This is a genomic window from Bradyrhizobium sp. AZCC 1577 (assembly GCF_036924575.1).
Classification (GTDB): domain Bacteria; phylum Pseudomonadota; class Alphaproteobacteria; order Rhizobiales; family Xanthobacteraceae; genus Bradyrhizobium.
Window position 1 is genome coordinate 1238136 of sequence record NZ_JAZHRQ010000001.1, and the last position, 21693, is coordinate 1259828.

Annotated in this window: 22 protein-coding genes, 1 tRNA gene and 1 riboswitch; of the genes, 7 read left to right on the forward strand and 16 right to left on the reverse strand. The window is 64.2% G+C overall.

Going from position 1 to position 21693, the window contains the following annotated elements; genetic code table 11:
- Window positions 1-45 precede the first annotated feature (45 nt).
- Window positions 46-125: riboswitch (SAM riboswitch) on the reverse strand.
- Between the two features lie 119 nt (window positions 126-244).
- Window positions 245-1351 (forward strand): 2'-deoxycytidine 5'-triphosphate deaminase, encoded by a 1107-nt coding sequence (locus tag V1278_RS05720; RefSeq protein ID WP_334379981.1) that lies wholly within the window; start codon window positions 245-247, stop codon window positions 1349-1351.
- A 19-nt stretch (window positions 1352-1370) separates the two neighbouring features.
- Here the strand turns inward: V1278_RS05720 and V1278_RS05725 are convergent, their stop codons facing one another.
- From V1278_RS05725 to V1278_RS05745, 5 genes are all read right to left on the reverse strand, one after another.
- Complete coding sequence (locus V1278_RS05725) at window positions 1371-2267, reverse strand: alpha/beta hydrolase (RefSeq protein ID WP_334379982.1); 897 nt, start codon at window positions 2265-2267, stop codon at window positions 1371-1373.
- A gap of 14 nt (window positions 2268-2281) precedes the next feature.
- Entirely contained in the window at window positions 2282-3007 is a 726-nt protein-coding gene (locus V1278_RS05730) for an ABC transporter ATP-binding protein (protein WP_334365350.1), read from the reverse strand.
- Window positions 3004-4137: an ABC transporter permease gene (locus V1278_RS05735; RefSeq protein WP_334365349.1), complete on the reverse strand. Its 1134-nt coding sequence runs from the start codon at window positions 4135-4137 to the stop codon at window positions 3004-3006. The genes V1278_RS05730 and V1278_RS05735 overlap by 4 nt, the downstream gene beginning before the upstream one ends.
- A gap of 11 nt (window positions 4138-4148) precedes the next feature.
- Window positions 4149-5378 (reverse strand): acyltransferase family protein, encoded by a 1230-nt coding sequence (locus V1278_RS05740; RefSeq protein ID WP_334379983.1) that lies wholly within the window; start codon window positions 5376-5378, stop codon window positions 4149-4151.
- Between the two features lie 143 nt (window positions 5379-5521).
- Window positions 5522-6859, reverse strand: a complete 1338-nt coding sequence (locus tag V1278_RS05745) for a PQQ-dependent sugar dehydrogenase (RefSeq protein WP_334379984.1) — start codon at window positions 6857-6859, stop codon at window positions 5522-5524.
- Window positions 6860-7066: 207 nt separating this feature from the next.
- On the opposite strand from V1278_RS05745, the gene V1278_RS05750 reads away from it, so the two are divergent.
- Window positions 7067-8506 carry an MATE family efflux transporter gene (locus tag V1278_RS05750; RefSeq protein WP_334379985.1) on the forward strand — a complete coding sequence of 480 codons (1440 nt, stop codon included), beginning with the start codon at window positions 7067-7069 and terminating at the stop codon, window positions 8504-8506.
- A gap of 104 nt (window positions 8507-8610) precedes the next feature.
- Here V1278_RS05750 and V1278_RS05755 read toward each other — a convergent pair whose 3' ends face one another.
- From V1278_RS05755 to V1278_RS05780, 6 genes are all read right to left on the reverse strand, one after another.
- Entirely contained in the window at window positions 8611-9924 is a 1314-nt protein-coding gene (locus tag V1278_RS05755; RefSeq protein WP_334379986.1) for an IS1182 family transposase, read from the reverse strand.
- Between the two features lie 170 nt (window positions 9925-10094).
- Window positions 10095-10562: a hypothetical protein gene (locus tag V1278_RS05760; protein ID WP_334379987.1), complete on the reverse strand. Its 468-nt coding sequence runs from the start codon at window positions 10560-10562 to the stop codon at window positions 10095-10097.
- A 127-nt stretch (window positions 10563-10689) separates the two neighbouring features.
- Window positions 10690-11091 (reverse strand): SRPBCC family protein, encoded by a 402-nt coding sequence (locus V1278_RS05765; protein ID WP_334365344.1) that lies wholly within the window; start codon window positions 11089-11091, stop codon window positions 10690-10692.
- Window positions 11092-11222: 131 nt separating this feature from the next.
- A complete protein-coding gene (locus tag V1278_RS05770) occupies window positions 11223-11582 on the reverse strand; it encodes a VOC family protein (RefSeq protein ID WP_334379988.1) in 360 nt (119 codons plus the stop codon).
- A gap of 52 nt (window positions 11583-11634) precedes the next feature.
- Window positions 11635-12474, reverse strand: a complete 840-nt coding sequence (locus V1278_RS05775; RefSeq protein ID WP_334379989.1) for a helix-turn-helix transcriptional regulator — start codon at window positions 12472-12474, stop codon at window positions 11635-11637.
- A gap of 9 nt (window positions 12475-12483) precedes the next feature.
- Entirely contained in the window at window positions 12484-13062 is a 579-nt protein-coding gene (locus tag V1278_RS05780; RefSeq protein ID WP_334379990.1) for a methylated-DNA--[protein]-cysteine S-methyltransferase, read from the reverse strand.
- 139 nt (window positions 13063-13201) lie between these two features.
- Here V1278_RS05780 and V1278_RS05785 point away from each other — a divergent pair.
- Together V1278_RS05785 and V1278_RS05790 are read left to right on the forward strand one after the other, a co-directional pair.
- Window positions 13202-13275 (forward strand) — tRNA-Gly (locus tag V1278_RS05785).
- Between the two features lie 137 nt (window positions 13276-13412).
- Complete coding sequence (locus V1278_RS05790) at window positions 13413-15488, forward strand: methyl-accepting chemotaxis protein (protein ID WP_334379991.1); 2076 nt, start codon at window positions 13413-13415, stop codon at window positions 15486-15488.
- Between the two features lie 16 nt (window positions 15489-15504).
- Here V1278_RS05790 and V1278_RS05795 read toward each other — a convergent pair whose 3' ends face one another.
- From V1278_RS05795 to V1278_RS05805, 3 genes are all read right to left on the reverse strand, one after another.
- Window positions 15505-15828 (reverse strand): cupredoxin domain-containing protein, encoded by a 324-nt coding sequence (locus V1278_RS05795; RefSeq protein ID WP_334379992.1) that lies wholly within the window; start codon window positions 15826-15828, stop codon window positions 15505-15507.
- Between the two features lie 9 nt (window positions 15829-15837).
- Window positions 15838-16359, reverse strand: coding sequence for a DUF4142 domain-containing protein (locus tag V1278_RS05800; RefSeq protein WP_334365338.1), 522 nt, complete (start codon window positions 16357-16359; stop codon window positions 15838-15840).
- A gap of 84 nt (window positions 16360-16443) precedes the next feature.
- Entirely contained in the window at window positions 16444-17127 is a 684-nt protein-coding gene (locus V1278_RS05805; protein ID WP_334384113.1) for an RNA polymerase sigma factor, read from the reverse strand.
- Window positions 17128-17371: 244 nt separating this feature from the next.
- On the opposite strand from V1278_RS05805, the gene V1278_RS05810 reads away from it, so the two are divergent.
- Entirely contained in the window at window positions 17372-17938 is a 567-nt protein-coding gene (locus tag V1278_RS05810; RefSeq protein ID WP_334379993.1) for a phosphonopyruvate decarboxylase, read from the forward strand.
- Window positions 17935-18534, forward strand: a complete 600-nt coding sequence (locus V1278_RS05815; protein ID WP_334379994.1) for a thiamine pyrophosphate-dependent enzyme — start codon at window positions 17935-17937, stop codon at window positions 18532-18534. The genes V1278_RS05810 and V1278_RS05815 overlap by 4 nt, the downstream gene beginning before the upstream one ends.
- Before the next feature lie 7 nt (window positions 18535-18541).
- Here V1278_RS05815 and V1278_RS05820 read toward each other — a convergent pair whose 3' ends face one another.
- A complete protein-coding gene (locus V1278_RS05820) occupies window positions 18542-19465 on the reverse strand; it encodes a LysR family transcriptional regulator (protein ID WP_334365335.1) in 924 nt (307 codons plus the stop codon).
- A 59-nt stretch (window positions 19466-19524) separates the two neighbouring features.
- Between V1278_RS05820 and V1278_RS05825 the strand changes: the two genes are divergently transcribed.
- Complete coding sequence (locus V1278_RS05825) at window positions 19525-20757, forward strand: rhodanese-like domain-containing protein (protein WP_334379995.1); 1233 nt, start codon at window positions 19525-19527, stop codon at window positions 20755-20757.
- A 34-nt stretch (window positions 20758-20791) separates the two neighbouring features.
- Here V1278_RS05825 and V1278_RS05830 read toward each other — a convergent pair whose 3' ends face one another.
- Window positions 20792-21511 (reverse strand): DNA-3-methyladenine glycosylase I, encoded by a 720-nt coding sequence (locus V1278_RS05830; protein WP_334379996.1) that lies wholly within the window; start codon window positions 21509-21511, stop codon window positions 20792-20794.
- Between the last annotated feature and the right edge of the window lie 182 nt (window positions 21512-21693).

The following is a 21693-nucleotide window of genomic DNA, read 5'->3' on the forward strand; positions in this document are numbered from 1 at the left end:
ATGGTCACAAAAAAACCGGCCTGGAAGAATTTCCACAGGCCGGGATCACACGTGTCCCCGGCCTGTTTAGCTACTTATTTAACGTGGCTGCAAGCCGGCCGGCTCAAATCACCACGGGATAAGTCATGCTGATATTCGCTTGCGCCCTTTCAGTCAAGGCAACCATCGGATAACCCCTAAAAGCCCATATTTACGAGGTTTGGATGACATTTGGGCATCCAGGGCCACCTCAGAGGACCGCGCCGTGTCGTTCACGCTTCCGCCCGACGGTAACGGAATTCTCCCCGACCGCATGATCGCGGCGATGGCGGATGCGGGCCTGATCCTGCCGGCCTATCCGTTTGTCGAGAGCCAGATCCAGCCCGCAAGCCTCGATTTGCGCCTCGGCGACGTTGCCTATCGGGTGCGCGCGAGCTTCCTGCCTGGGCCGGGCGCGACCGTCGCCGAGCGCATCGACGAATTGAAGCTGCATGAAATAAATCTCTCCGACGGCGCGGTGCTGGAGACCAATTGCGTCTACATCGTGCCGCTACTGGAAAGCCTCGCGCTGCCGCCGGAGATCGTGGCCGCCGCCAATCCGAAGAGCTCGACCGGACGGCTCGACGTCTTCACCCGCGTGATTGCCGACGGCACCCGCCGCTTCGATATGATCGGCGCGGGCTATCACGGCCCGCTCTATGCCGAGATCAGCCCGAAGACGTTTCCGGTGCTGCTGCGGGAGGGCTCGCGGCTATCACAAGTGCGTTTCCGCACTGGAGATGCCATCCTCAATGCCGACGAGCTCGACGCGCTGCATGGCGCCGAGCGCCTGGTCGATATCGATGACGCCGATCTCGCCAATGGCGTGGCGCTGTCGGTCGATCTGTCCGGTGAGAACACTAGCGGCTTCGTCGGCTACCGCGCCAAGCGCCACACCGGTGTGGTCGACGTCGACCGCCGCGGCGGCTATGCGGTCGATGAATTCTGGGAGCCGATCCCGGCACGGTCAGACGGCAGCCTCATCCTCGATCCCGGCGAGTTCTACATCCTGGCCTCGAAGGAGGCCGTGCAGGTGCCGCCGGATTACGCCGCCGAAATGGTGCCGTTCGATCCCCTGGTCGGCGAATTCCGCGTGCACTACGCCGGATTCTTCGATCCCGGCTTCGGCTATGCCGGTGCCGGCGGGCAGGGCGCGCGCGCCGTACTCGAAGTGCGCTCGCGCGAGGTGCCATTCATCCTCGAGCACGGCCAGATCGTCGGCCGTCTGGTCTACGAGAAAATGCTGTCGCGGCCCGATGCGATGTACGGCCAGCGCATTGGCTCGAACTACCAGGCGCAGGGGTTGAAGCTCTCCAAGCACTTCCGGGTGTGATCGCCTGTGCCGGCGCGCCTCAGCCGCGCACGTCAGAGATAAACTCGCCGATCTGCGCAATCGCCTGACGGGCTTCCGGCAACACCGGCACGAATAATTGCCAGACGTGCGGCATGCGCCGCCAGATCTCGAGCTTGCTGCGCGGATTGTGCGACCGCAGCTTCTCCACCATGCGGACGGCGTCGTCCTTCAGAATTTCATCGCTGCCGACTTGAATAAGTACCGGCGGCAATCCGGCGGGATCGCCGTAGAGCGGCGAAGCGTAGGGCGTGCGCGGATCGGCTCCGCCGAGATAGAGCTTCGCCAGATCGGGAAGATCCTCGACATTCAGCATCGGCTCGGCCGCTGCATTCGTCTTCAGCGAAGCGCCGGTCAGGGCCAGATCGGTCCAGGGCGACAAGGCGACGGCCGCGGCCGGAAGCGGCTTGCCATCGTCACGGAGCCTCAACAGCAGGCCCAGCGCCAGGCCGCCGCCGGCCGAATCTCCCACTACGAACAACTGGCGACTATCGGGCGCGTGATCGACGAGCCAACGATAGCCCTCCACGGCATCCTCAAGCGCTGCCGGAAAAGCGTGTTCCGGAGCGAGGCGGTATTCGAGCGCCCAGACGCGGGCTTGCAAGGCGTCGGCAATCCGCCAGAGGAAGTGCCGGTAATGGACCGGCGCGCCGGAAACATAGGCGCCGCCGTGGAGATAAAGCACGTTACGTTCGGGCCGGGATGCCGGTGTGGTAACCCGGTGAAATCGCACCCGACCGGCCTCGATCTCGACTGTTGTGCTCCGGGCGGGCGGATGCGGCACAAACCGCTCCATCGCACGCATGTTTCGCCGCCATTGCTCGACATCGAGACTCCCGCCGCGCCGCTTGAGCAACATGCGAATACCGATGCGCAAAAGTTCGGCTCGCAGGCTCATGGCGGCCCTTGCGCTCAGGCCCTGAACGGCACGGCTGTGGGCATGCGCGGACGGTCGGTAGGCTCTTGCACGATAAGACCGTCCTCGATCTCGACAATGCGATCGGCGTAGGGGAGGACGCGCGGATCGTGGGTGACGACCAGCACCGCCCGCTCACGCTCATGGGCGGTCTCGGCGAGAATACGCATGATGCTCTGGCCGTTTTTTCCATCCAGTGCCCCGGTCGGCTCGTCGGCAAGAACGACGGAAGGGTTTGCGACGAGAGCCCGCGCGATGGCGACCCTCTGCTGCTCGCCGCCGCTGAGACCTCCCGGCAAACTGTCCACCTTTTGCTCAAGCCCGACCATTGCTAGGGCCTCCCGCGATTTCTGCGCCGCGCGCCTGCCGTGCTCGCCACGAATATCCAGCGCCAATTGCACATTCTGGGTCGCGGTCAGCGTCGGGAACAAATGATAGGACTGGAATACGAAACCAATATGCTCGCGCCGAATCCTGGCGAGCGCTTCCTTGTCGGCGTCGGCTGTCGGCGTCCCGCATATGGTGACGCTGCCTGAACTCGGCGTCAGCATGCATCCGAGGACTAAAAGCAGCGTAGTCTTGCCGCTCCCCGAAGGGCCCATCAGCAACGTCAACTCGCCCCGCCGCAGCGAGAGGTCGATGCCGCGCAACGCGTGCACCTCGCCGGCGCCGCGACCCAGCCTCTTCTCGACCGACTTGGCTTCGACTACATGGTCATTCATCGCATGAACACCGTGGCTGGGTCGATACGAACGACACGGATGATTGCTCCAATGCCGGATGCTACGCACATCACCACCGTCAGCGCGAACAACGCCGCCATCAGCCATGGCGTGATGACGATCGGCAACGCGCTTTTGGCGGTGATCTGGACGACGATCGAGCCGATCCCGGCGGCGATCGCAAATCCGATCACGGCGTTGATGAGTGCCTGATAGATGATCACGGTGTAGATATAGGCGTTCGAGGAACCCATCGCGCGCAGGGTGGCGAATTCATTCAGATGATCCTTGGTGCTGGAGTAAAGCGTCTGCGCGACGATCACGGTGCCGACGATCACTCCGAGCAATGCGCCGGCAAACAGCGCGGCTCCGGCCCCCGTGCCAAACAGCCAGAACGACCGGCTGCGGCTGCGGAAATCGTCCGACGTGAGAACCTCTGCATCGCCGACCTCCGCGCGAATGGCGCTGAGCGCCTTCTCCCGATCGGCATCGCCTTTCAGCCGAACCAGAACGCTGCTGGCGCGATCGCGCGGCGTTCCGGTGTAGTTGCGCGCGTTTTTCAGATCCACAAACACGTACGGCGTCGTGGCGAACGAGCGGATGCCGTCGGTGACCGCGACCACGCGCACCTTGCGGCCACGGACTTCTGCCGTCGAGCCGACGCCGCTGACACCGAGCCGGTCAAAATAGGAGCGGTCGACCGCAACGTTCGCTCCTTGCGTCAGCGCCTGCACGTTGCCGTCCACGACGTTGAACGGTTGCAGGCTGCCGTCGCGCAGGTCGGCGCTCACAATGAAGACCGGCGTCACCTCGCCGCGCTCCAGGCGCCAGTCCGAAAAGCCGATCACGAGCGGGACGGCCCAACTAACGCCCTCCATGGTGGCGACGCGGTCGCGCAGCTTGACGTCGAGCAGCGAAGGATCCTCGAAGCATTTGGCGCCCTTGGGCAGGATCCACAAATCGGCGGAGGCATTGTCGATCATGGTCGTGACCATTCGGCCGAACCCGAGGAACAGGCCCATCTGGATCATGACGAGGACGACCGAGAAGACGATTCCGACCATGGTCGCGACGAAGCGAAGCCGATCGTGGAACAGGTTGCGGGACGCAAGTGTCAGTACCAGCGACATGTCGGCATCCGTTATCGCGGTTGATTGGCGATGGCTCTCTCGTCTTGTGGCTCGGAATGGCGCGAAACCAGCGCTCTCCCGCCGATCTTCATTCCGGCGCTTGCAGCCAGACTTGCGGCGAGCGCAGCGGCAAAAACGATCGTCGCCTTGCCGATCGCGTTGAGATCGACATCAAGCAGCGCGTATTGCAGCCACACGACCACGGCGTAGTGCAGCAGATAGATGCTATAGGCATTGCTGGAGAGGCTATCGAGCAGGCGGTCGCGCGATTGCAGCAGCCGAAGGCAGATCGCGAGCAGACACAGAGCGGCGGCCGCGGAAGCAACTGGAAACGCCAGCGCCGAAGCCAGACGAAAGAGCGGCGCGCTCGCCTGCCACTCCGGCAAGGTCAGCGATGTGAACCCGCCCCATACGGACATGCTAGCGATGGCGGCCGCAAGCCAGGCCAGCCAATGACGTGCAAGTGGACCATCGGGACGCAGTATGCTGTGCTCGGGGCCGTGGCTGCCAATCGCAAATCCGGCGAAGAAATAGACCACGTAGTGCAGCGGCCGGCTGAGCTGAAATGAAAATGGGCCGAGAAAAGTCCACTCCCACGGTGTGAAGGCCATCGCCAGCGGCACATAGGCCAGCGCAGAGAGCGCCGCCAGCGCAATGAAGAACATTAGCGGGCGATCGGCAACGCGGGCGACCAGCGTGCTCAATGCCCGAAGCCAATGCGGGGCGAACGCGTGGAGGGCGGCGGCAACGGCGCCCAGCAGAAAGATCTGCCACAAAAACCATTGCGGCCCGGCAGGCCACATCGGAAGCGCGCGCCAGTGTTGCCAAAAGGCGCTGAAGGAGGGATCGGCCGCGGTCAGCCGATAGGACGCGAAGTAGGCGAGAGGGCTGAGAACGCCGACGGCAAAAACGAACGGCAGGCCGATCCGCCACGAGCGCTCCAAGGTGTAGGTGCGAGGCCCCTTGCGGCCAAGGCTGGACGGCGTGAACAGACCGGCCAGCAAGAACATCAGCGACATCAGGCTGACATCCTGCCACGCGCAAAACAGGTCGAAGCCGAACCAGCGCTGGCTATCGAGGATTGGGAATGCAATCCAGCGATAGGGCGGTGCGTCGAACGGAAAGGGATCGGCAGGTTGCGATGCGAGGTACGGCAGCACGGAGTGAAACGCGACCACGATGACGATGGTAATCGCGCGCAAGTTGCTAAGGGGCACGTTGACCTGTGATAACACGGCCATTCGTCCACGCTGCCATCCCACTGATCTGGGAACCGGCAGGGGGTCAACGTGGAGCCGGCGCGCTCGTTCCCGCTAACGTGCGGAACTCGCCCCTTCGGGAGCGTTGTCCCCAGCCGGGCCGGCCGTGGGAAACTGTGTTGCTTTTACCGCGATGCCGACCTCGCCGCCGGCGTCACGCGCCAGATCGTGTTGCCGACATCGTCAGCCACCAGCAGCGCGCCCTGCTTATCGAGCCGCACCCCGACCGGGCGGCCCTGCGCCTGGCCCTTGTCGTTGAGGAAACCGGTGAGCACGTCCTGCGGCGGTCCGGATGGCTTGCCGTCCTTGAAGGGGACAAAGATCACCTTGTAGCCGGAGGGGGGCTTACGATTCCAGGAGCCGTGCTGTCCGATGAAGGCGCCGCCCTCCATCTCGGCAGGAAACAGCTTGCCGGTGTTAAACGTCAGCCCGAGCGAGGCTGTGTGCGCGCCCAACGCATAATCCGGGGCCATCGCCTTCTGCACGAGATCAGGCCGCCGCGGCTCGACGCGGGTGTCGACATGGTCGCCAAAATAGCTGTATGGCCAGCCGTAGAACGCGCCGTCCTTCACCGACGTCATGTAGTCCGGCACTAGATCGTTGCCGAGTTCGTCGCGCTCGTTGACCACGACCCAGAGTTCGCCGGTCACTGGATTCCAGGCCGGGCCATTCGGATTGCGCAGGCCCGAAGCGAACACGCGCCATTGACCGCGGGCGCGATCGACTTCCAGCACCGCCGCGCGATCCTTCTCGGCATCCATGCCGTTTTCACCGACATTGCTGTTGGAGCCGACCGTTGCATAGAGCTTGGTGCCGTCGGGGCTGGCGGTGAGATCCTTGGTCCAGTGATGATTGAGGTTGCCGGCGGGCAGGTCCGCAAGCTTGACGCCGGGTCCGCCGATCTTGGTGTCGCCTTCGCGATAAGGGAATTTCATGATCGCATCGGAATTGGCGACATAGAGCTCGTCGCCGACCAGCACCATGCCGAAGGGCGAATTCAGCCCGCTGATGAAAGTGGTTCTTAGCTCGGCAACGCCGTCGCCGTCGGCATCGCGCAGCAGCGTGATGCGGTTGGCGCTGGGAACGCCGGCGCCCGCCCAGTTCTGCGCCTGCTTGTAGATGAAGCCCTTGATGCTCATGCCGCCGCCCTGCTTCGGCGGCGCGTTGCTCTCGGCAACCAGCACGTCGCCGTTCGGCAGTGTGTAGACGGTACGCGGATGTTCGAGGTCGAGGGCAAAGGCGCTGACGGTCATGCCGTTTGCGGCGGTCGGCGTGGCGCCGTTCGGCCAACGCTTGACGGTTGCGATGTCCACCGTCGGGATCCAGGAATGTTCCGGTGGCGGCAGGTTGGGCGAAGGACCATAGCTCTGCGCCACGGTCGCGGTCTCCTTGGGGTCGCTACAGGCGGCTAGCGGCAGCGCCAACGCGCCGACGCCAATGGCCAGGAGGAGGGTCTTGCGCATGGCAGGGTTCTCCGGGATATCGCCCGTACAATGCCGTTCCGGCCCGAACGTTCGTGTTCCGGCATGAATTCCCTGTGAAACGACCGGCCGAAGGCCCGCCACGCAATCCCGCAGGCCCCCATTGCGCCCCGTGCACGTGGATTCAGCCTCCGCCATGCTAGGAAGCAGCGCGCCGCGGCTCCTCAAGTCCGCGCGCTGGGAGCAGAAATGTCCGATCTCGGCGTTGCCGAAATTCCCGTAGACGAGCACGAGCGTCCGCTTCCGCCACCGGCGGCGCCGGCGAAAAACGCGTTGCTCGACGGCCCGATCCTGCGCACGCTGTTGTGGCTGGCCTGGCCGAATGTAATCGCGCTCACCGCGGGCACCTGCGTCGTCATCGCCGAGACCTCCTACATCGGACGGCTCGGCGTGGAGTCGCTCGCCGCGATGGCGCTGGTGTTTCCTACCGTGATCCTGACCATGACCATGTCGGGTGGAGCGATGGGGGGCGGCGTGGCATCCGCGATCGCGCGTGCGCTCGGCGCCGGTGACCTCGACCGAGCCTCGACCCTTGCCGCGCATGCGCTGCTGATCGGCCTCTGCTTCGGGTTGGCCTTCATGCTGGGCATGCTGATCTTCGGCCCCAAACTGTTCGAACTGCTCGGCGGCCGCGGCAATGTGCTGACCCAGGCGGTGGCCTACACGCAGATCTTCTTCGGCGGCGCCGTGGTGCCGTGGCTGATGAACACGATGTCCGGCATTTTGCGCGGCACCGGCAACATGAAGCTGCCGTCGCTGTTGATGCTGTCGTCGGCGATTTGCCAGATCATTCTCGGCGGCACGCTGGGCTTGGGGCTCGGCCCGATCCCGCAGTTCGGCATGAGCGGTGTCGCGGCCGGTTCGCTGATCGCTTACCTGATCAGCATCTCCGTGATGTCCTGGTATCTGTTTTCCGGCCGTGCGCGCGTCGTTCCCAAGGTCAGGGGCCTTCGTATTCAGTGGTCGATGTTCATCGACATCCTGAAGGTCGGGGCGATCGCCTGCTTCTCGCCGCTTCAGTCGGTGCTGACGATCGGTATCTTCACCCACATGCTGGCCAGTTTTGGCACCGAAGTCCTCGCCGGCTACGGCATCGGCGCGCGGCTCGAATTCATGCTGACGTCGATCTCGTTTGCTGTCGGCATCGCTTCGGTTCCGATGGTCGGCATGGCCGTCGGAGCGCAGCGCATCGCGCGGGCCCGCAAGATTGCCTGGACGGCGGGGCTCGTCGCATTCGCCTCGGTCGGCACATTCGCGACCTTCATCGCAATCTTCCCCGACATCTGGGTCAACCTCTTCACCGACGATGCGGCCGTGCGTGCCGCGAGCCGTCAATATCTTTCGACGGCGGCGCCGATGTACGCCTTCCTCGGCCTTGCCACCGCGATGTACTTTTCGTCGCAGGGCGCGGCCAAGGTGATCGGCCCGGTGATGGCGCAGACCGCGCGGCTGTTGTTCATCGGCGCCGGTGGCTGGTGGCTGTTGACGCACGACGCCACCGCGCAGAACTTCTTCGTGCTGGCGGCGGCCTCCATGGTGCTGCTCGGCGTGCTCTCATGCGCGAGCGTGGTGCTGACGCGCTGGGGGCCGAAGCAGCGGGTGCCCGCGGTTAGTCCGGCGCTGTCGTAACGATCGTCATTGCGAGGAGCGAAGCGACGGGCGTGTAAGTTTTTCGTCCGCTCGCGCCGGACAGCACGGGATTGTATTGGAGCTGGGTGGTGTGATGGTTGGCATCAGGCGGCCTTCAGGGCGCGGCGGCTGAGCGCCCACATCATGTTGTGAGCCACGGCGTGAAGTAAACAGGCGATGCGCACTTTGGCGATGCCGCGAAGGACCATCCGGCCAAAGCCGCGGTTCTTCATGCGGGCATGGACATGTTCGGTATTGCTGCGCCGTTTGTAGACGGCTTGGCCTTCTTCGCTGTCCATGCGGGCGCGCCACTCCTTCAAGCATTGCGGTTCGGCGGCGCGGTTGCGCTCATATCGCGCCTTGCTCGCCGGTTTGGAGGCCTCCTTGCGGGCCGGAGGCGGGCTGAACACCTGCACGGAGGGGTGAGTTTGCGCAATCGTGACGATATCGGCCGCGGTCATCGCGCCGATATCGGCCAGCAGTCGATCCGGCACCTTGCCGCAACGCTGTTCGACCTGCGCCACCATCGCCGATGCCAGACCACGGTCATTGCGCCGCGGCATCGGCTCGATCGCGACCACGAAGCCACAAGCGCTCGCCACTTGCACGTTATAGGCAGGCCGTACCGCGCCGTCCGCCATCTTCATCAGCGGTGCATCCGGATCGGTGGTCGAGACCCGTTCTTGCTTGGGCTTCTTGCTGCCTTTGCCGCTCGCAGGCGGGGGCTCGTCATCCCCATCCCGGTCCTTCTCCTTGCCTTCCGGCGTTGCGGCAGGAGATTTGGCCAGTGCTGCTGCGACACGACGGGCGCGGTCTTCGGCCGCAGAGAGGCGACGCTTCAAAAGCCGCCGTTCACCCGCGGCAGAATCGGTCTCCAATTCCTGCTTCAGTTCGGCAACCCGGGCGCGGGCTTTCTCTTCCAGTTCGCCGAGGGTTTGCCTGCGGCGCATCGACGAACGGCTCGCGGCGGCCCTGACCTTGGTGCCGTCGGTGATGACCTCGTCCAGCGTGATCAGGCCTTCCTTCATCAAAACCGCCAGACTGCCTGTCAGAAGACGATCGAGAAACTCGCCGCTGTCCAGACGGAACTCCGACAGCATCGTGTGATTCACCCCGACCCCACCGCAAATCCAGCGATAGATCGTATGATGCTCGCACAGCCGCGCCAGCGCGCGAGCCGATCCAATCCCATCGGCCGTCGCGTACAGCCAAAGCGCAAGCAGAATGCGCGGGTCGGTCGCCGGTCGACCCGGCGTCTCGCCGCGCGCCCTGATGCGGTCGTAAAACACCTGCAGGTCCAAGCCTTCAACGAACGACCACACCGCACGCACTGGATGATCCTCGACCACTAGGCTCTCAAGGTCGACCAGTTCAAAACCGGTCTGCCTCCGCTCCGCTTGCCGAATACGAATGTCCATCATGCGCTCCGAATCCACGCAGGCAATGAATCGCACGACTTCACCAAAAAAATGACAGGCCCGACGAAGCAATCCATCTAGCCTCGTACGCGGAAAGATGGATTGCTTCGCGGAGCCTGTCATCCGGCAGCGCTTCGCGCCGACCGGGTGGCTCGCAATGACGAGAACAACTACCTTCGCCTATGCCGCCGCCCTGATCGGCCGCTGCCGACATTGGCCATGCGCATCAGTTGCGGGACCATGCTCATCAGCTCGCCGCCGCCAGCGCCGCCGAGCAGGCCCATGAAATCGCCGCCGCCGCCGAAATTCATTCCACCGGCGTTCACGCCGTAACCCTCGGGAACGTAGCCGCCGCCAAAGCCGCCGGGGATACCACCGCCCATCATGCCGCCGAACCCGCCACCGCCTTCCATCATGCGGCTCATCATCGGGCCCATGGTCTGCATCATCATGGCAAAGCGGCGCTTGCCCATCTTCGCCTTCATCATTTCCAGCATCGGCGCCATCTGCGTCATCATGTCTGCGCCGTCACCGCCGCCGCCGAAGCCGGCAAATTGCGCCTTTGCCGGCGTCGACGTCAGGGCGAACAGCAACAGCAGCGTGGCCGCCTGGCACACCACCTTGTCAGCTCCCGTCATGGTTCTGCTCCTCATGCGCCGGCGGCCGCGGGCGCGGCGCCATTCGGACGCACGCGCCGAGGCTAGGAGTGGGCAGGGAGTCAATCTGTGAGAAGGATCACGCCAGCTAGCTAGTGCCGGTAACGCATCATGCCGCGCTTCGTCCGAACGCCTTCTGCATGGCAAGCACGCCCTGGTCCATCTGTGAGGAGACGTAGGGCGCGATCTCGTTCGGCAATACGTCGACGATCCAGACCAATCGGCTGCGCGCGTCGCCATCAGCAAACACCTGGGCGGACGCGCTATAATGCTTCACACGCTCGCTGTTGATCGCATAGACCAGCCGCTTTCGCTCGTCGTCGCAATCGACCAGCGTCTCGCGCGCGACGGTGCCGTTGGCAAAGGTGACGATGCGCGCATCGCCGTCGAGCTTGGTGTCGGTGACGAAGCCGGGTACCAGCCGGGTATGCAGCGCGCCGAAATCGCGCAATGCGTCCCAGACGTCGGCAGGGTTCGCGTCGATGAGGATTTCTTTGTGGATGGAAGCCATGGATGATTCCTTGTTGTAGGAGGATGGATGTTCCGCCGTCATTGCGAGCGGAGCGAAGCAATCCATCTCGCCACCTGCCGAGACATGGATTGCTTCGTCGCTTCGCTCCTCGCAATGACGTGGAGAGAGCATTACGTGCAAACCGCCTCGACATTGTTGCCGTCGGTGTCGATCAAAAACGCGGCGTAACAGGTTGGGCTGTAATCCGCGCGCAGTCCGGCGCCGCCATTGTCGCGGCCGCCGGCCTTCAGGCCCTCGGCGTGGAATTTCTTGATCGCCGCATGATCCTGGGCGCGGAACGCGACATGCGCGGCCGAGCCTGAAGATCCCTTGTGCAGATGCAGCCAGAGCGCGGGCGCGCCCTTTGGGCCGAAGCCTGCGCCGGAATCATCCCGCGAGCACAGCACGAAGCCAAGGGGCGCGAGCGCTGCCGTATAGAAGCGCACGCTGGCGTCGAGATCGCCGACGCGTAATCCGATGTGGTCGTACATGACATTCTCCAGCAAGAAAGTGCCGCGAACTCGCGGCGTGGAGAAAGCCTAGTTAGTGGAGGGCCAGCCGTTCTTGGAAAATCTTGCGCATGCCCCGCGAGGCCTGGCGGAATTTCAGCGGCGAGGCGCCAGCGGCGCGATGGAAGGTGCGCACGAAATTGGAGAGGTCGGCAAAACCGACGTCATAGGCGATGTCGGTGATCGGGCTGTCGTCGTCGGCCAAGCGCCGCGCGGCATGGCGCAGCCGCGAGCGCACCAGATATTGGTGCGGCGTGACGCCGAGCGCTCGCGAGAACAGCCGCAGGAAGTGGAACGGGCTGATCGCGGCCTCGGCCGCGGCGTCCTCCAGATTGATCTGACGGTGCGAATTGGCATCGATCCACAGTGCGGTTTCCACCGCGCGGCGGCGGTCGCGCGCCGCATCAGGACCGGATTTGCGCGGCCTGCCGGAAACTACCTCGACAAAGCGGCTCGCCAGCACCTGACCGATCTCGTCGAGGCCGATGTCGCTGCTGCCATCTGCTGCCGCTTGCGCCAGCTCGCCAAGCACGACGAGCTCCGGCAGCGGCGGCGCGGAGCCGATCTGCCACGGCGACCGGCTATCGCCGATGGTTTCCACCAGCTCGGGGGCGAAGAAGAACGACAGGCATTCGTCACCGCAGACGTGCTCGTGGGTGCAGGTATATTCATCGCCGGGATGGCCGATCAGCACCGATCCCACCACCAGTTCGCTGCACTTGCCGCGGCTGCGCAGGCCGAAACTGCCTTTGCGCACATAGGAAATCGAATGACCGCCATGCTGCTCCGCGAACGGCTTGTCGCCCGGTCCCGCGGTGCAGCGAAAGTCGAAGACGGATATGGATTTGCGTTCAAGAAGCGTGGTCGCGATCATCCCGCCTACTTAAGGATGCGGGCGCGGCGGTGCAACCGGCAGCAGCACGTCGAACAATGTCTTGCTGGAGGTCTGGCTGGCGCCCTCGATCGAGAGCAGCCGCCGCTTGGAGATCGCCCCGCCAAAGGCTGAGATCTTGTCGGCATAATGGCCGGCTTCGAGCACGCGATGACAGGGCACGATGATCATGAAGGGGTTGCGGCCGATCACCCACGCCACCGAAGAGACCGCGCCTGAAGCACGAAGGCTGGCGGCCACTTCCGCATAGGTCCGCGTTTCGCCGCGCGGGATCGCGCGCGTATAGGCATAGACGCGCTGGTTGAAGGCAGGAATGCCGGTCAGATCGAGCGCAACGTCGGACAGATCGCACGCCGCCCCGCGCGACAGCGCGATGATGCCTTCGATCGCGACCTGGACGTTCGCTGGCGGGCGAAGCTCGCGGGCATCAGGATAGAGCTGATAGAGCCGCCGCCGCGTGTCGATCTCGCGGACTTCCGGGAGCTGCACGCCGATAATGCCCGCCGGGCTCCACGCGATCCCGCAGCGGCCGATCGCCGTGTCGAAAATGCTGTAGCCACGCCCCGTCATACGCCACCAGCCCCGGACGCGAATCATACCACCGGCCGGACGAATCGCATGGAATTCTGGCGAAGTCGACCGCGAGCAAGACGGCCAATGGAACGGCTTGGCGGATCGCGCAAGGTCGGCTAATCATGAGATGCGACCCGCGGGCGTAGTTCAATGGTAGAACGGCAGCTTCCCAAGCTGCATACGAGGGTTCGATTCCCTTCGCCCGCTCCAATTTTCTCGCCTTGCCGGCTAGCCGCACCACGACATTTGAGACGCTAACCCCGTAGTACTACTGGCCCCGATTTAAGCCGGCCTTAGTCCGTCCTGCCTACGTTGCCCGCTTCTCCCTGGCAGAGCGGAAACAAAAAATGCGGATCGGTCGGCTTTTTGCACTATCGATGCTCTCGGTGACGGTCCTGGCGGTCGTCCTTGGCGCCGGAGTCCTTGTCCCGCAATACCGCACCTTTGCCAGCAAGAGCGAGGCGATCAAGACCGTGGAGGCCTATGGCGCGGTGCTGGCGGTTGGCCAGCAGGTCGCCGGCTATCGGGCGCCCTATGTCGGCCCGCTGTTCAAGGAAACGGCTGCGACACCCGAGCAGATGGAGACCGTCGCGAAAGCGGTGCAGGCGGCCGATGCAGCGTTCGCCAGGGCGCGAACGGTGGTGGGCGCGCTCAACGATGGCGCAGCGATTGTCCAGGGTCTGAACCAGGCGGCGGCCAAGCTTGCCGAGGTTCGCGCGGCGAGCGATCGCGCGCTGAGTCTGCCGATGAGCGGGCGCGATCCGGCGGCGGTCAAGGGCTTTCTGCCGGGCATTGCCGCCGTCGTCGGAATCCTCGAGCCGCTGTTGAATCGTCTGGAAAACCAGGTGGCGATGGCGGATGCGTCGCTGACGGCGCTGCTCAATGTCGCCCGCACCGCGCAGGATCTGCGGATCTCCGCCGGAGGCCGCGCCGCCACCATGTCGCTTGCGATCAGCACGCGCCGCCCGCTCACGGCGGCTGAAATTTCCAGCACCGACCGCGCCCAGGGCCGCGTAGATCTCGACCGCGAGCGGATCGAGGCCGGCGTCGATCAGATCGGCAGTCCGCCGCGGCTTGCGAAAGCGATGAACGATGCCATCGAGGGCTATTTCGCCAAGGCCGCGCCATGGCTTGAAAAGGAGATGGCGGCTGGGCGCGCCGACGGCAACTACAGTATCAATTCGGATCAGCTTGCCGGAACGATCGTGCCTGCGGTGCAGGCCTTCTTCGCAGTGCGCGATGCGGCGCTCGCGGAAGCCGCCGAGCGTGCAGGGGCCGCGCGCGATGGCGCGCTCACGATGCTGGCGCTGGCAAGCATCGCCGTCGCGGCGCTGCTCGCCGTGCTTGCCGGCGTCACCGTGATGCTGCGGCGGCGCGTGATCACGCCGCTGGCAAACTTGACCGGCGTGGTCGGCGAACTCGCTGCCGGCCGGCATGACGTCACGATCCCGACCATCGAGCGTGCCGACGAAATCGGCGCCATGGCGGGCTCGCTGCAGGTTTTCAAGGACGCCCTTATCGCCAAGACGGCCGCCGACGAGGCGGCCGCGGTGGAAGCCGATGTAAAAATCCAGCGCAGCCAACGCGTCGACCGGATCACCAGCGATTTTGAGGCGATGATCGGCGAGATCATCGAGATCGTGTCACAGGCGTCGACCGAGCTGGAAGCCTCCGCCGGCACGCTGACGGCAACCGCGGAACGTTCCGAAGAGCTGACCACCATGGTTGCGGCGGCATCCGAAGAAGCCTCCACCAACGTGCAATCGGTGGCATCCGCCACCGAAGAGATGGCATCGTCGGTCAACGAGATCAGCCGTCAGGTCCAGGGCTCGGCGCGCATCGCCAGCGAGGCGGTGGAGCAGGCGCAGAAGACCAATGACCGCGTCGCCGAACTCGCCAAGGCTGCCGCCCGCATCGGCGACGTGGTGGAGCTGATCAACACCATCGCGGGCCAGACCAACCTCTTGGCGCTGAATGCTACCATCGAAGCGGCGCGCGCGGGCGAGGCGGGGCGCGGTTTTGCGGTGGTCGCCTCCGAAGTGAAAGCGTTGGCCGAGCAGACTGCGAAAGCGACCGGCGAGATCAGCCAGCAGATATCGGGCATCCAGGCGGCGACGCAGGAATCGGTCGGCGCCATTAAGGAGATCGGCGATACCATCGGACGGATGTCGGAGATTGCCGCCACCATCGCCGCCGCCGTCGAGCAGCAGGGCGCGGCGACCCAGGAAATATCCCGCAACGTGCAGCAGGCCGCCAACGGCACGCAGCAGGTCTCCGCCAACATCACGGACGTGCAGCGCGGTGCCAGCGAGACCGGCTCCGCCTCCGCGCAGGTGCTATCAGCGGCAAAATCGCTGTCCGGCGAAAGCGACCGGCTGAAGCGCGAGGTCGGCAAATTCCTCAGCTCGGTGCGCGCCGCCTGAGCCGCCTCGCCAGCGGCTACGGCGCAATCGTCAGCACCGCCTTCATGTTGGGATGGTAGCGGCAGTAATATTCGACGCTGCCGGCCTTCGTTAGCACCGACGTCACTGTCTTGTTCGGCGGCGTGGCGACATCGAAATCGCCGTTGCGCGCGGTCGCGGTGTGGGCGAACACGTCCTTGTTGATCCATTCGATGGTGTCGCCGACCTTGGCAGACACCTCGGCCGGCGCGAACACCAGATTGTCGATCGTGATTTGGATCGTCGCTGCATGCGCCGGGACGGCCGCCGCGCCAAGCAGCAGGGCGACGGCGATGAGGGGCAGATATCGTCCCAGACGCATAGCGGCCTCCTACTTCAGCTTGGCGGCGACTTGTTCGGCGTGCTGCTGGTGGCCTTGAAAAATCCTCAGGCCGGTTTGTAGCAGGCTCTTCAGCTCGGCATTGCTGGCTGACGGAATCAACTGCGCCTCCAGCGCGCTGTTGACGTTCTTGTGGTAGGCGACCTCGTTGGCGAGATAGGCCTTGTCGTATTCGGCGCCTTTCAGCTTGTCGAGCTCGGCGAGTTTCTCGGTGGCCTGCTTCGACAGCGTCTTGCTGGTGTCGTTGTCCTCCGGCGTCACCTTCAGCTTCTTGACCAGGTCGAGCGCCTGCTTGTTCACGGCCTCATGGTCGCGCACCATGTCTTGCGCGAATGCCTTGACGTCCTTGTTGCTGGCTTTCGCGATCGCCTGTTTGGCGGCGTTGATGTCGATGACGCCCGCCGTGTAGGCGATATGCGCGATCTGGGGATCGGTGGGTTTTGCGCCTTGCGCCACCACGGCGCTGCCAAGAAGGCTCAATGCGGCGATCGCCGCGCTCAATCGTATGAACATGGTTTGATACTCCTGTAGCGCGGCGGACCGCGCGTTGATGAACAGGAGTTGGATGGGCGTGGAGTGCAGAGGTTCCCGGAAAAGTTAGTCGAAGCCCAGCCGCTTCAGCACGGCCTCCGTCAGGCGCTCGCAGCGCCGGCCGGCAAAGGGGAACGCCTCCATCACCACGGGACCGATCTTGTTCTCGACGATGTCGCGCAGCATGGTGCGGGCGCGGTGCAGTCGGGTTTTTACCGTCTCCGGCTTCAGCCCGAGAATTTCGGCGGTCTCTTCCACATTCATCCCCTCGATCACGCGGGTGATAAAGACGAGACGGAACGCTTCCGGCAATTCGTCGATGGCGTGTTCGACGACATGCTGAATTTCACGCTGGGCCATGGATTTTTCCGGATCGTCGGTGGCAAGAGGAAACTGGATGATCTGGGCCTCCAGCGCGCCCTGCGGCAATGAGTCCAGTTCGACGGTGGGCCGCTGGCGGCGCAGCCGGCCGAGTGCCTCATTCATGGTGATACGCGACAACCACGTCGACAGGCTGGAATCCCCGCGAAAGTTTTCCAGATGGGTGAAGGCACGGACATAGGCCTCCTGCACGACGTCTTCGGCCTCGCCATCGTTGCGCAGAATGCCGCGGGCGAGCCGGTACAGCCTGCGATTATTCGCCTGCATGATCGCGCGCACCGCCGCCTCGTCGCGGGCCAGCGCGCGGCGCACCAACTCGGCGTCGCCGGTATCGAGGCGCGCGATGTCGGGTATGTGGGCCTGGTGCATGATATCCACCAATAACAGGGTATTGGGGTTGGATGCTGCAGGAGCCAGCAGGTTCCCGAAATAATTTCGGCTGCGTGGACGGGCCAAACGTCGGCGTGCCAGCCATTCGGCATGACGCTTCGGCTCCCCCCAGCCTTTCAATTTTGCGATAGAAGCCATGTCCACATTCAAATTCCTCGAACTCTCATAGCGGTCTATTCTGCACGTCAACCAACCCTTGGAATCGCGGAGGAAATTGAGCCCGATGGCGGAAGCAGCAAAATCACGCGCCGAGGCCGCACCGGCGCTGCCGACGTGGCCGGACGAGATCTACTGCGTGCTCAAGGACACCGCCATTCGCCAGGTCGCGATGGTTCCGGACGCCGGCCACAGCCGCCTGATCCGCTCCTTCGAGGCCGATCCCGAGACTCGCGTCGTCACGCTGACGACGGAGGAAGAGGGCGTAGCGATGCTGGCGGGCGCGTGGCTCGGCGGCGAGCGCGGCGTGCTGCTGTTGCAGTCGAGCGGCGTCGGCAATTGCATCAACATGCTGTCGCTGCCCGTCATCTGCCACATGCCGTTATTGATGATCGTCACCATGCGCGGCGATTGGGGCGAGTTCAATCCGTGGCAGATCCCGATGGGGCAGGGCACGCGGCCCTCGCTGGAGGCCATGGGCGTGATCGTGAACAAGGTCGACGAGCCTGATCTCGTCGCCTCCACCGTGCAGGGCGCGGCGAACCTCGCCTTCAACACCTGGAAGCCGGTGGCGGTCCTGATCGGCCAGCGCGTGCTTGGCGCCAAGAATTTCAAGGAGCTTGCCCGCAAATGAGCAATCCGAACGCGCTTCTGCATCGCCGCGATGTCGTCAACGAATTGTTGCGCGACCGCGCCGACCTCCTCGCCATCGCCGGGCTCGGCGCGCCGAACTGGGACGTCTCCGCCGCCGGCGACCATCCGAACAATTTTCCGCTCTGGGGCGCCATGGGCGCCGCCTCGATGATCGGGCTTGGGTTGGCGCTGGCGCAGCCCAAGCGCAAGGTGCTCGTCATCACCGGAGACGGCGAGATGCTGATGAATATCGGCTCGCTCGCCACGATCGCGGTGGAGGCGCCGAAGAATCTCACGATCGCCGTTCTCGACAACGAGCGCTTCGGCGAGACCGGCATGCAGAAAACCCCCACCGCCTCTGGCGTTGACCTTGCCGCCATCGCGACCGCCTGCGGCATCCGCACCTCGCGCATTGTTCGCACGATGGCGGAAGTCACCGAACTGCGCGACCTCGCGCATGAAGGGCGAGGAACGGTTTTCGCGCAGATCAAGATCAATCCCGAGGCGCTGGTGTTCGTGATGCCGCCTGCCGACGGCGTCATCCTGACGACGCGCTTCCGGCAATCGGTGTTGGGAGACGAGGCGCTGTATAATTGAGGCGCAGCTACGCCGTCATGTTGATCTTCCAGCGTCCTTCCCTGGAAAGCTGTTGAATCTCCGATACGATCAGCGTCGCGATCGTGGTCGTGGCGATCGACGGCGGGTGGGCGATCGGCGAGGCCAGAATCAATTCGCGCGACACGGCGGGGCTGACCGCAGCCATCTCCAGCCGTTTCGCCGCCACCTCGGTGCGGATGGCGGAAGGCGGCAGCAGCGTGTAGCCGAGCCCTTCCTCCATCAGGCTGATCTGGGCGCGGTAGGAATCGACCTCGATCATGGCCTCTAACTTCAGTTTTTCGCGCGCCAGCGCCTTCTCCAAGAGCGCCCGCAGACCATGCGAGATGCTCGGCAGGATCAACTTCTGCTTCACCAGCCATTTGAGATCGACCTGCTTGCGCTTGTTCAGCCCCGACCCCGGCGGCCCGACAGCGACGATATCCTCACGTCCGATCGACTGGACCTGAAGATGGAGATCGACGGCAGGACCATAGATGATCGCGAGATCCATCTCGCCGCGGTGCAGCCATTCGACCAGATGCCCGCCATAGCTCTCCACGATGCGCAGCGAGACGTCGGGAAACTCGTTGAGGACGCGGCGGGCAAACCGTCCGGACAGGACGGCGCTGACCGTCGGCACCAGCCCGAGGATGACGCGGCCCGCCGGATTGCCGTTCGCCGATTTGAGGTCGTCGCTGACCTGCTCGATCTGGCGGATCAGGCCGGTGGTGCGGTCGAGCAGCATCCGGCCCGCGCTGGTCAAGAGCATGCCGCGCCCGTTGCGGACGAACAGTTCGACGCGAAGCTCGTGCTCGAGCAGCTTGATGTGGCGGCTCAGCGCCGGCTGTGCGGCACGCAGCCGGTCCGCAGCCTTGCTCAGGCTTCCAAGTTCGGCTACGGCCCGGAAAGTCCGCAGTTGTTTGAGATCCATCGAGTGCCCAGAGTGCCTGTTATGCAAGCGATCATATGCCGTTTTCGGAATCTCCGTCCATGACCGTACCCTCAGTTACCCCCTCGCAAGTTCGCGCCGCGCTGCTGCTGCGCGACGAAATCGCGCTGCTCGATGTCAGGCACGAGGCCGTGTTCGCCAGCGGCCATCCCCTGTTTGCCGCCAACATGGCGGCCGACCGGATCGCGCTCGAAGCGGAGACGCGGCTGCCGCGCAAGGATGTGCCGATCGTGCTCTATGACGCCGGTGAAGGCCTCGTCACCGTAGCGGCGGACCACCTGAAAGCGTTGGGCTATACCAATGTCCGCCAGCTCGACGGCGGGCTGCAGGGCTGGAAGTCGGCGGGCTATGAGGTGTTCGAGGACGTCAATTCCTACGCCAAGGCCTTTGGCGAATTAGTTGAGTCGCGCCGCCACACGCCTTCACTCGCCGCCGAGGAAGTCGGCGCCCTGATTGCGAGCGGCGCCAATATCCAAATCCTCGATGTCCGCCGCTTCGATGAATACGCCACCATGAACATCCCGGGCTCCATCAGCGTGCCCGGCGCCGAACTGGTGCTGCGCGCCGGCCGCGCCGCGCCGGATCCCGAGACCACCATCATCGTCAATTGCGCAGGCCGCACCCGCTCGATCATCGGCACCCAGTCGCTGATCAATGCCGGCGTCGCGAACAAGGTGCGGGCGCTGCGCAACGGCACCATCGGCTGGACGCTGGCCAAACAACATCTCGAACTTGGCAGTGACAGGCGCGGCGAGGTCGGTGCTATCAAAGGCGGCGAAGCCAATGCCCGCGACGTCGCCTATCGCGCCGGCGTCCGGCATATCGGATCAGAGGAAATGGTGGCGTTGCAGGCGCAGGCCAACCGTACGCTCTACTGCTTCGACGTCCGCTCGGAGGAGGAATATACGGCCGGCCATATCACGGGCTTCCGTCATTACGCCGGCGGGCAATTGGTGCAGGAAATCGACATGGCGGCGCCGGTGCGCGGCGCCCGGATCGTGCTGACGGACAACATGAGCGTGCGCGCTGACATGACGGCGTCCTGGCTGGCACAAATGGGCTGGGAAACTTACGTGCTTGAAGGGGGCTACGACGCCACGCTGGAAATCGGGCCGCCGCGCGTGATCCCAAAACCCGATCCGTCACACCGCTATCGCCGGCCCTATGAGGGCACCGATGTCAAGGAAAGCGCGATGCAGGCCTATCTCGACTGGGAATACGGCCTCGTCGAGCAGCTCCGTCGCGACGGTACGCACGGATTTTTCGTGATTTGAGATCGCGTAGGATGGTGGAGCGCAGCGATACCCATCAATCGTCGGCGCCCATCATGCTCGCGAGCTTCTCCGCGGCGTAATTCTCGCCGATCGACATCGCGCAAATCCGCGAGATATGCACATAAGAAAGGCCGGTCTCCTCCGCCCATTCGTTGAACTGCGCCTGCACCTTGGCGAGATCGCGCTTGGAGGTGACCGTCTCCGCAATGTCGAGCCCGGCATCGCGCAGGCACAGAACGACGTCTCTGGAGGTGACGAATCCGTCCCAGCCGAGGAAACGCAGCATCATCTGCCCGGTATTGCCGCCGAGCCGGCTGCCGCGCTTGGCCAGCAGTTCCAGCAATCCGACCTGGTCCGACGAAGGCCAATTCGCAAGGAACTTGCCGAAACTGCCGTGCTCCTTCGCAACGTCGCGGACGAAGCCGGCATTGGCGCGCACCGACATGATCTTGGCGCCGTTGCGCACGATGCGGGTGTCCTTCATCAGGCCGTCCCAGAAATCATCCGGCTGCAGCGTCAGCGGCCCGGGCTTGAAGCCGAGAAACGCTTTCTCGAAGCCCGGCCATTTGCTCTCGATCACGCTCCAGGCAAAGCCGGCGCAGAACACCCGCTTGGTCATTTCGGCGAGAATGCGGTCGTCGCCGAGCTTGGCGAGCGCCTTCGGGTCCGGCTTGGCCGGCAGCAGCTTGGCGAGTGCTTTCGGCCCGCCCTTGCGCTTTTCGGCGCGGGCGCGGATGGTCTTGAACGCGGTCACGGTGCATGGCCCATAAGCTTAAGTTGAAAACCACGGCTGAAATACCCGGAAAGCCCCAGTGTAGCGGATCATCCCGGAATTCCCAGCCGGCAGCGTGGAAGGTTAACCGTCGCAGAAGTGATCGGCTGACCTGCAAAGAATGGATGGCGTCCCGGCTGGATTTCGCCTAAAGCATCCCTAGC

Bases quoted from the DNA above. Each gene is read 5' to 3' on its own strand.
- V1278_RS05790 (WP_334379991.1), top strand. From the start codon at position 13,413: ATGCGGATCGGTCGGCTTTTTGCACTATCGATGCTCTCGGTGACGGTC.
- V1278_RS05810 (WP_334379993.1), top strand. From the start codon at position 17,372: ATGGCGGAAGCAGCAAAATCACGCGCCGAGGCCGCACCGGCGCTGCCG.
- V1278_RS05815 (WP_334379994.1), top strand. From the start codon at position 17,935: ATGAGCAATCCGAACGCGCTTCTGCATCGCCGCGATGTCGTCAACGAA.
- V1278_RS05750 (WP_334379985.1), top strand. From the start codon at position 7,067: ATGTCCGATCTCGGCGTTGCCGAAATTCCCGTAGACGAGCACGAGCGT.
- V1278_RS05795 (WP_334379992.1), bottom strand. From the start codon at position 15,828: ATGCGTCTGGGACGATATCTGCCCCTCATCGCCGTCGCCCTGCTGCTT.
- V1278_RS05800 (WP_334365338.1), bottom strand. From the start codon at position 16,359: ATGTTCATACGATTGAGCGCGGCGATCGCCGCATTGAGCCTTCTTGGC.
- V1278_RS05760 (WP_334379987.1), bottom strand. From the start codon at position 10,562: ATGACGGGAGCTGACAAGGTGGTGTGCCAGGCGGCCACGCTGCTGTTG.
- V1278_RS05825 (WP_334379995.1), top strand. From the start codon at position 19,525: ATGACCGTACCCTCAGTTACCCCCTCGCAAGTTCGCGCCGCGCTGCTG.
- V1278_RS05775 (WP_334379989.1), bottom strand. From the start codon at position 12,474: ATGATCGCGACCACGCTTCTTGAACGCAAATCCATATCCGTCTTCGAC.
- V1278_RS05730 (WP_334365350.1), bottom strand. From the start codon at position 3,007: ATGAATGACCATGTAGTCGAAGCCAAGTCGGTCGAGAAGAGGCTGGGT.
- V1278_RS05740 (WP_334379983.1), bottom strand. From the start codon at position 5,378: ATGGCCGTGTTATCACAGGTCAACGTGCCCCTTAGCAACTTGCGCGCG.
- V1278_RS05755 (WP_334379986.1), bottom strand. From the start codon at position 9,924: ATGGACATTCGTATTCGGCAAGCGGAGCGGAGGCAGACCGGTTTTGAA.
- V1278_RS05820 (WP_334365335.1), bottom strand. From the start codon at position 19,465: ATGGATCTCAAACAACTGCGGACTTTCCGGGCCGTAGCCGAACTTGGA.
- V1278_RS05765 (WP_334365344.1), bottom strand. From the start codon at position 11,091: ATGGCTTCCATCCACAAAGAAATCCTCATCGACGCGAACCCTGCCGAC.
- V1278_RS05770 (WP_334379988.1), bottom strand. From the start codon at position 11,582: ATGTACGACCACATCGGATTACGCGTCGGCGATCTCGACGCCAGCGTG.
- V1278_RS05745 (WP_334379984.1), bottom strand. From the start codon at position 6,859: ATGCGCAAGACCCTCCTCCTGGCCATTGGCGTCGGCGCGTTGGCGCTG.
- V1278_RS05805 (WP_334384113.1), bottom strand. From the start codon at position 17,127: ATGCACCAGGCCCACATACCCGACATCGCGCGCCTCGATACCGGCGAC.
- V1278_RS05725 (WP_334379982.1), bottom strand. From the start codon at position 2,267: ATGAGCCTGCGAGCCGAACTTTTGCGCATCGGTATTCGCATGTTGCTC.
- V1278_RS05780 (WP_334379990.1), bottom strand. From the start codon at position 13,062: ATGACGGGGCGTGGCTACAGCATTTTCGACACGGCGATCGGCCGCTGC.
- V1278_RS05735 (WP_334365349.1), bottom strand. From the start codon at position 4,137: ATGTCGCTGGTACTGACACTTGCGTCCCGCAACCTGTTCCACGATCGG.